Origin of the sequence: Gulosibacter sediminis (assembly GCF_014904065.1) — a bacterium.
In the GTDB taxonomy this organism is placed as follows: Bacteria; Actinomycetota; Actinomycetes; order Actinomycetales; family Microbacteriaceae; genus Gulosibacter; species Gulosibacter sediminis.
Genome location: NZ_JACXJG010000024.1, coordinates 51,302 through 59,626, shown reverse-complemented (window position 1 = coordinate 59,626; position 8,325 = coordinate 51,302). Strand labels below are relative to the sequence as shown.

Here is an 8,325-nt window from a genome sequence, read left to right as displayed (position 1 = left end):
ACCCTCAACTGCGAAGAGCCATTTAACGCCGAATCGAGCATTGAACGCATCCATATTCGCAAGAGCGTTTGGAGTTGCCCCCAAACCGTGCCCAATTAGGCCAGCGACCATAGTGGCAGCATCATAGTTCTTACCCATCATTCTGAAAACAATCTGGGTAGCAAATACGAGGATAAAAGCAACCTGCACTAAAAGAACTGCGACCAGCGGCAGCGCAAGGGCCGCGAGTTCCCAAATCTTCAGGCTCATCATCGCCATCGTTAGGAAGAATCCAAGCGTGAACTGCGAGATGAGGTCGACTGCCTGATCATCCAATTTCACCAGATTGAACTTGTCATTTAGATTTCGGAATATCACGGCGATCAACATGGCACCCACATACGCCGGAAGTGAAAAACCGGTAATCTCCGACAACCATGTACCAAGGAGAATTCCAACGACCATGATTGCGCCGATGACAACGGCCGCCACGAGCATCGATTGGTAGTTGACTCCCTGTCTCTCAGCCGCGACATTGTCTTCTGAAGTACCGCTCGAAGCCGTGCCATAGCCCGAACCGCTCGCAGCGACGAGCGCACCCACTCGGGCTTCGGCTTCTGTTGGGATCCTAATCTTGTGGCGGTTCACGAGCCACCCAGCCGTGGGTCCACCGAGGAGGCTGCCAGCCACCAGGCCAAAGGTTGCCGATGCCAACGCAACAGCTGTTGCCCCAGTGGTACCCATCTCTTCAGCAGTCGGCCCGAACGCCGCAGCTGCACCAAGGCCACCCTCAAGACTGACTGAGCCAGCCATGATGCCAAGCATGGGGTCCACGCCCACAACGTTGGCCATCCCGATCCCGATCAAATTTTGCAGAATCGCCAATGTCCAACAGGCGATGAGGTAGCCGAGGAGCAACCTGCCACCCTTTTCAGCACAGCGAAGCTTCCCGCCAGGCCGATGGTTGTGAAGAAAGCAATCATGGCAGGTGTCTGCAAGGCAGTGTCGAACTCGACTTCGGCAACACCCGTCTGGCGTAGGGCGAATACCACCAGGGCGAATAGGAACCCGCCGATCACGGGTGCCGGAAACGAGAATCTCTGTAGAAACCCGATGCGACGTCTAGCCGCCTCGCCGAGCAACAAGAGGATGAGCGTGAGTGCAGTAGTCTGCACCATATCAATTTGCAGGTTCAAATTTCACTCCGAGTGGTAACTAGATCATGAATGAGGCGCGCTGCGGTGCGCGCAGTTCGCTGGTCGATATCGAACTCAGGGTTGAGTTCGGCAAAATCTGCATGTCGCAACTTGGACGATTCGGCGATATTCAAAATGCATGCACGCACAACTTCGAGTGGCACTCCATACGCTGCCGGAGCACTTACTCCGGGAGCAACCGATGCCGGGAGTACGTCGATGTCAACGGTCAGATAGAGATGGTCAATCTGTTCAAGGAAGTCACCAACTACCCGCTCCCCCAAGCTCGCACCGTGCCGATTTAGTTGCTCGTCGGTCACGTAGTCGATACCTATCTCATTCGCACGCTCGAAGAGAATCTGTGTGTTTGACGGCGAAGAAATCCCTAGCGTTAGGTATTTGATGTCGATGGCATCCCGCAATGCATCCTCGTGGATCTGAAAGAATCCAGTTCCAGAACTGGCACGATCTGCTTGCCGATTGTCGAAATGGGCATCCAAGTTGATGATTCCCCACCGTTCAGATTGAGTGTTTAGTGATGCCTTCTTGAATCCGAGGTAGCTAGCGTAGGTGATCTCGTGCCCACCGCCGAGACCGACTGTGAAGTTGCCAGCGGCGAGTATTTGCGCCAACATATCACCAAACTCCAATTGTCCATTCTCGAGTTCTTCTCCCTCCACACAGATATCTCCGGCGTCGTACAGCGGACCGGAGTTATGGATCGCCATTGAAGACAATGCCCATCGAAGTGCGTCGGGAGCCTTTCGAGCACCTGGCCGACCGAGGTTCCTTCGCACACCTTCATCGCTGCTAAATCCCAAAAGCACTGTGCCACTCTCGCCAGGAATGTCAGGCCACGGTCGAATTGCGTTGTGCCAACGCAGGTGTTCGGCACCTTCCCCGTCGTTTCGGCCACTCCACCCGCTGGGTGCTCTCTTCATTACTTATTCCCTCCGCTCAATGCCTGGCTCGTCTCGAGGACGAGCCTGATGTAGTGCTGCTTCCGGTCTGTAACTCGCGGCACTGGGGCCATTAGCGTCACGACGCCTTGGAGTACTTCTCTGCCGTCAACCACTGGCGCGCTCACACCCCACACGCCTTCATCTAGCACTCCCGCACTGATTGCATATCCGACGCGTTCCGCGGTCCGGCAGGAGTCCTCAATTTCTTGCGATTGCTTTCGGTCTAGGCCATGGCGCGAAAAGATCTGAGTTCGGCGAGTGCTAGACATATGCGAGAGAATTGCAGTTGCAGTCGCGCCTCGAAGCAATGGCTGAGATGCCCCGAGAGTGTAGCAACACCGAAGGGCGTAGCGAGGTGACTCAGCAGCATCCACGCAGAGGATTTCGTCGTCGTGAGGAACCATGTAAGCGGCAAATTCTCCCGACTGCTCCGAGAGGCGCCGAAGCGACCCAGTTATTGCGCCCGTAGTGAGTGCCTGGTCCCGATATCGCTGCGCAAGTTTGACCGATACGGCGCCCGCGCTGTATCGCCCTGGCGAAACGCGCTGCGCAAAACCCGAGTCGACAAGCATTCGAATGAGGCGGTATCCCGTACTTACCGGGACTCCGCATTGTTGGCTAATTTCTTCAACTGTCACCGTTGGACGATCTGCCAGACATTGCAAAAACCGCATCAGTCGAGCGATAAGTCGTTCGTCGCCATCAACCACGCCTAGCCGCCCCTTTGCAATCCAATTTCCAGCGCTGTCACGCTATAGAACTGCATCCCGCGAGTCTCGACAACACGAATTTCTCACTAAATGAGAATTTTAGGCGCGGCGGAGGACGTCCTTCGGGTCGTCGACCTGCACGGGGTGTCCGTCGAGTGAGAGTCGGCGGATGCCCTCGTTGATCATCCGGAGGGCGACGCGGTCGCCCGAGGTGACCCGGGCGAGGTCGAGGTGCACGGGCACGCGGCCATCCGGGATCTCCTCGAACGCGCGCAGCACGCGCTCGGACTGCGAGAACCGCAGCGGGCCCTGCAGGACGAGCAGGAACCGCGGTTCGGTCCCCTCGTCGTCACGCGTGAAGGTGTGCACCGCGGCATCGCTCGCCGGTGGCACACCCATGAGGTGCATGCCCATCTCCTGGCTCAGCCGCTCGAACAGCGCGACGCCGCGCACCGAGTTACCGAACGTGTCGAGGCGCGGCGAGAACGTCGCCACGGCGACCTGGCCGGGCAGGACGCCGAAGATCCCTCCACCGACGCCCGACTTCGCGGGGATCCCGACGTCGGTCATCCAGTCGCCCGAGGCGTTGTACATGCCACAGGTACTCATGACCGAGAGCACGCGCTGCGCGGTGCCCTCGCTGACGACGCGGTGCCCGGTGATCGGGTTCACCCCGCCCAGGCCGAGGGTCATGCCCATGACGGCGAGGTCGCGCGCCGTGACGCGGATCGCGCACTGGCGCGTGTACCCGGCGACGACCTCGCTCGACTCGAGCTCGAAGTGCCCGGTCGAGCGCACGAGGTACGCGAGCGACGTGTTTCGGTACGCCGTCGCGATCTCGGAGTGATAGACGTCGCCGTCGACCTCGAGGTCGCGCCCGGCGAAGGCCGACAGGCCCGCGCGCACGTGCTCGAAGCGCTCCGCTGGCGTCCAGTCGTCCGGCGCCGTGAGCGCGTAGGTCGTGATCGCGCCGATGTTGATCATCGGGTTGTCGGGCCGCCCGGTCGTTTCGTCGACGCTCGCCGAGTAGAAGGGGTCACCGCTCGGCTCGACGTTCACGTGCTCCTCGACGCCCGCCGCGCCGCGCGTCTCGAGCGCGAGGGCGTACGCGAACGGCTTCGAGGCGGACTGAATCGAGAACTCGACCGCAGCATCCCCCGCGTCGTACTGCATGCCCTCGGGCGTGCAGAGCGCGACACCGAACTGGTCGGGGTCGACGTTCGCGAGCTCGGGGATGTAGTTGGCCACCTCGCCACCGTCGTGGCATTCGAGCATGGCCTCTTTCAGGTAGTCGAGCAGCGGGGATTTCATGCCGCGAGCTTCAGCCGATTCATGCGGCGCGAGTGGTTCGCGAGCAGCTCGCCGGCGAAGGCCTCGGCCCCCGCTTCGGCGCCCTCCACGACCGTGTCGGCGCTCTTGCCGGGCGCAATGCCCGCGAACTGGCGGGTCCACACGACCCCGTCGCCGGCGGTGCGGCGGCCCCACATCGCGAGCCGATCGTCGATGTGAATATCGCGCTCAAACAGGGCCTGCAGCGTCGCCACGATCTCGTCCTGCCAGGCCGACCAGTCGAGCTCGTCGCCGAACTCCACGACGGGCGTGTGGAGCGCGCCGAAGCCGAGCACCGCATCCTGCACGATGCCGTTCACGAGAAAGAGCGAGAGCAGCTGCTCGTATGCGGTGCGACCGCTCACCCGCGCCCAGAGGTCGTCGAGGAGCTTGGTGACCGCGTCGGGCTCGGTGCCCTCGTCGGCGCGCACGAGGTCGCGGATGCGCGGGATCGCGTCGGCCTCCGGCGTGCGGGCCAGCTCGCGCTCAAGGTCGTCGAGCGAAAGCCGGGTGCGGCGCAGGGTGCTGGCAGCGACGTCGCGCAGCAGCTGGGGCTCCGGTGCGAGCTCGGCAAACGGGTTCGCCTCGGTAGCCGAGGACTTCTCTGCGTCTTCACTACTCACCGCGTCATCTTCTCACGAGCCGGATGCGAAATGGCTGCCCAGAGTAGGGTGGACAGCGGTGCTGTCGACCGCACCCGTGCGCCCTGGAGAATTCGGGCGCCCATGATCCACCTGAATAAGGGCTATTTGTGAAGTTTTCTGAACTCGGAGTCGCGCCCGATCTCGCCGCGACACTCGCCGAACACGGCATTGAAGAAGCGTTCCCCATCCAGGAACAGACCATTCCCCTGGCGCTCAAGGGCCAGGACATCATCGGTCAGGCAAAGACCGGTACGGGCAAGACCCTCGGCTTCGGTCTGCCCCTGCTCCAGCGACTGGGCGAGAACCCCGAGCCCGGCGTGCAGGCGCTCGTCGTCGCGCCGACGCGTGAGCTCGCGATGCAGGTCTTTGAAGACCTCGACCGCGCGGCCGCGAAGCGCGGCACCGTCGTCGTGCCGATCTATGGCGGTAAGGCCTACGAGGGGCAGATCGACCAGATTAAGGACGGCGCGCAGGTCATCGTCGCCACGCCCGGTCGCCTCATCGACCTCATGAACCAGCGCATCATCTCGCTGAAGAATGTGCGCGAGATCGTCCTTGACGAGGCCGACAAGATGCTCGACCTCGGCTTCCTGCCCGACATCGAAAAGATCTTCGCGGCCGTGCCGCAGGTGCGCCACACCATGCTCTTCTCGGCAACGATGCCCGGCCCGATCCTCAACCTCGCGCGCCGCTTTATGACGCAGCCGGTGCACATTCGCGTCACCGACCCCGACGAGGGCGTGCTGCAGAAGAACATCCGCCACATCGTCTACCGCGCCCACCCGCTCGACAAGGATGAGCTGATCGCGCGCATCCTGCAGGCCACCGGCCGCGGCAAGACTGTCATCTTCATGCGCACGAAGCGCGCTGCCGCCAAGCTCCTCGAAGAGCTCCGCGACCGCGGGTTCTCGGCCGCCGCGGTGCACGGCGACATGAACCAGGAGCAGCGTGAGCGCTCGATGGCGTCGTTCAAGGGTGACAAGAAGGACGTGCTCATTGCCNCGACGTTGCCGCGCGCGGCATCGACGTCGAAGAGGTCACGCACGTGATCAATCACACGATCCCCGAAGACGAGAAGGCGTACCTGCACCGCGTCGGCCGCACCGGCCGCGCCGGCCACTCGGGCATCGCTGTGACGTTCGTGGACTGGGACGACCTGCACCGCTGGTCGCTCATCTCGAAGGCGCTCGAGCTCGGCGAAGAGGACCCGCGCGAGACCTACTCGTCGAGCCCCCATCTGTTCGAGGAACTCGACATTCCCGAGGGCACGAAGGGCCGCCTGCCCGGCGCTTCCACCCGGGGCAACGACGCGCCGCCGAAGGAGGCGAGCCGCTCGTCGCGCTCGCGCTCGCGAAGCCGCAAGCGCACGACCGATGGCGGCGCCGAGAGTGCGACCGCCGAGTCGCCCGCCGAGGGCACCTCGGCATCGGAGGGCGGCGAGCCGTCGCGCGCGCCGCGCCCGCGTCGTCGCCGGCGTCGCGGTGGCTCGGGCGAGGGCTCGGCACCGACCGAGGCCAGCGCCGAGTAGCGCTAGCGCTCGCGATGCGGCACGACCGGCTTCGTGCCGGTGGCCCGCGCAATAATCCGTTCCAGCTCGACGGGATCCGTAGTGTTCTCACCGAGCTGGTTCGGTTTTCCGGCGCCGTGATAGTCGCTCGAACCGGTCACGATGAGGTCATGTTTGCGGGCGTAGCCGCGCAGGAGTGAGCGGGCCAGCTCGTCGTTCTCGCGGTGGCCGATCTCGACGCCATCGAGCCCAGCCGCGACAAGCTTCGGGAAGTTGCCGTCGCTCATCGCTCGACGCCCGCGGCTCCCGCCGTGCGCGAGCACCGCGACGCCGCCGGCCTCGTGGATGAGCTCGATGGCGTGCGTGGGATGCGGGGCCCGGTGGGGCTGAAAGTAGCCGCCGCGCCAGTGAAGGATCGACGCGAACGCCTCGTTCCGGTCGGCGACGAGGCCCTTGCGGGCCAGCGCATCGGCGATATGGGGGCGACCGATCGTCGCGCCCTCCTGCGCCTCCGCGAGCACGTCATCCCACTTCAGCGGGAAGTCGCGGCCGATCGCCTCGACCATCCGCTCGGCCCGCGTCACGCGATCGTTGCGGATGCGGTCGAGTTCGGCGACGAGGTGCTGATCGTGCCGGTCGAGCAGGTAACCCAGAATGTGCACGGAAGCGAGTTCGATCTGCGTCGAGAACTCGATTCCAGGGATCAGCGCCAGGCCGAGCTGGCGCGCGGCCGCCCCCGCCTCATCCCAGCCCACCATGGTGTCGTGATCGGTGAGCGCGATTGTGCCGAGCCCCGCATCCGCGGCCGCCTGCACGACCTGCGCCGGCGATTCGGTGCCGTCGGACTCGTTCGAGTGCAGGTGCAGGTCGATCGGTTTGGCTGGATCGAAGGCGCGCGCGGTCATGCTTCATGGTAGGCCGAGTTCAGGCGGCGCTTTCGGCAGCCTGCCCAGGTACCCTTGAGCGGTCATGTCGAAACGCAAACGAATCTCGCCGGCGTGGGGCATCAGCGGCGGCCTGCTCGCTGTTGTGGTGCTCATCTGCGGCGTTGTGCTGATCTGGCCACAGCTATTTGGCCTCCAGCGGACTCTGCCCTTTACGCAGCTCATCTCATTCCGGCTGGTTGGGCTGCTCTGCCTCGGCGCGGCGTTGATTCTCGTGCTGATTCTGCTGCTGATTTCGCGCCAGTCGCGGGCGCTGTTCGGCGCGACCGCCGTGGTGCTGACGCTGGTCCTCGTTGTCGGCAGCGGTATCTATCTCGTACGCGGCCTTGCGACGAATGTGCCAGCGAGCAATGCCGAGGGGTCGATCAAGGTACTGAGTTGGAACACGCTCGGCAACGAACCCGGCTCGCCGACGATCGCACAGCTCGCCCTCGAACGCGAGGCCGATGTCGTCGTGCTGCCCGAGACGACCGAGGACATGGGCGTCGAGATCGCCGGCATTATGTCGGAGCAGGGCAGCCCGATGTGGGTGCTCTCGAACAGCGGCGCACCTGGGTATGCCGCAGCCGAGACGACAATCCTGATTTCGTCAGATCTCGGCGAGTATCAAATCAACTCCGACCTCGGTGACACGTCGGCGCTCGCCACCGTAATCGCCGAGCCGGTGAGCGGCGACGGCCCGCGGTTCATCGCCGCTCATCCAATAGCCCCGACGCCCCAGTACATGGATCTGTGGCGTTCCGACCTCGAGTGGCTCTCAACGGTCTGCGACGGCAACACGATTCTTGCCGGTGATCTCAATGCGACGCTTGACCACCTGTGGGGCCTTGGCACGACCGACGGCGCTGCCCTCGGCGCGTGTTACGACGCGGCCCAGGCTGCGGGTGCTGCCTCCTCCGGTACCTGGACAAGTGGTCGCCCGCCCATGCTCGTGCCAGCAATCGACCATGTCATGTCGACGTCGCAGTGGGAGGTCACTGGCTTCGAGGTCATCACCTCGGCCGATCGCGCTGGCTCGGACCACCGCCCCGTCTTCGCCGAACTCTCCCCCGCC

At 63.5% G+C, this 8,325-nt stretch carries 6 protein-coding genes and 2 pseudogenes; 2 read left to right on the top strand and 6 right to left on the bottom strand.

What is annotated here, in order from left to right:
* The 5 genes and pseudogenes from ID132_RS11695 to ID132_RS11675 form a co-directional block, all read right to left on the bottom strand.
* Positions 1-1,157: pseudogene (locus ID132_RS11695) on the bottom strand (sodium/glutamate symporter); the annotation flags it as partial.
* Positions 1,158-1,171: 14 nt separating this feature from the next.
* Positions 1,172-2,116 (bottom strand): formimidoylglutamase, encoded by a 945-nt coding sequence (gene hutG / locus ID132_RS11690; RefSeq protein WP_193128687.1) that lies wholly within the window; start codon positions 2,114-2,116, stop codon positions 1,172-1,174.
* Positions 2,116-2,811: an IclR family transcriptional regulator gene (locus ID132_RS15360; RefSeq protein WP_413229375.1), complete on the bottom strand. Its 696-nt coding sequence runs from the start codon at positions 2,809-2,811 to the stop codon at positions 2,116-2,118. The genes hutG and ID132_RS15360 overlap by 1 nt, the downstream gene beginning before the upstream one ends.
* Before the next feature lie 135 nt (positions 2,812-2,946).
* Positions 2,947-4,158, bottom strand: a complete 1,212-nt coding sequence (glsA, locus tag ID132_RS11680) for a glutaminase A (RefSeq protein WP_193128685.1) — start codon at positions 4,156-4,158, stop codon at positions 2,947-2,949.
* The gene (locus tag ID132_RS11675) at positions 4,155-4,799 is read right to left on the bottom strand and encodes a hypothetical protein (RefSeq protein WP_125106162.1); all 645 of its coding nucleotides are present in this window, start codon (positions 4,797-4,799) and stop codon (positions 4,155-4,157) included. The genes glsA and ID132_RS11675 overlap by 4 nt, the downstream gene beginning before the upstream one ends.
* Before the next feature lie 128 nt (positions 4,800-4,927).
* On the opposite strand from ID132_RS11675, the pseudogene ID132_RS11670 reads away from it, so the two are divergent.
* Positions 4,928-6,348, top strand: a pseudogene (locus tag ID132_RS11670) (DEAD/DEAH box helicase).
* Between the two features lie 2 nt (positions 6,349-6,350).
* On the opposite strand, the gene ID132_RS11665 reads toward ID132_RS11670, so the two are convergent.
* Positions 6,351-7,232, bottom strand: a complete 882-nt coding sequence (locus tag ID132_RS11665) for a PHP domain-containing protein (protein ID WP_193128684.1) — start codon at positions 7,230-7,232, stop codon at positions 6,351-6,353.
* Between the two features lie 64 nt (positions 7,233-7,296).
* On the opposite strand from ID132_RS11665, the gene ID132_RS11660 reads away from it, so the two are divergent.
* The coding region (locus ID132_RS11660; protein ID WP_193128683.1) for an endonuclease/exonuclease/phosphatase family protein at positions 7,297-8,325 on the top strand (1,029 nt) is incomplete at its 3' end.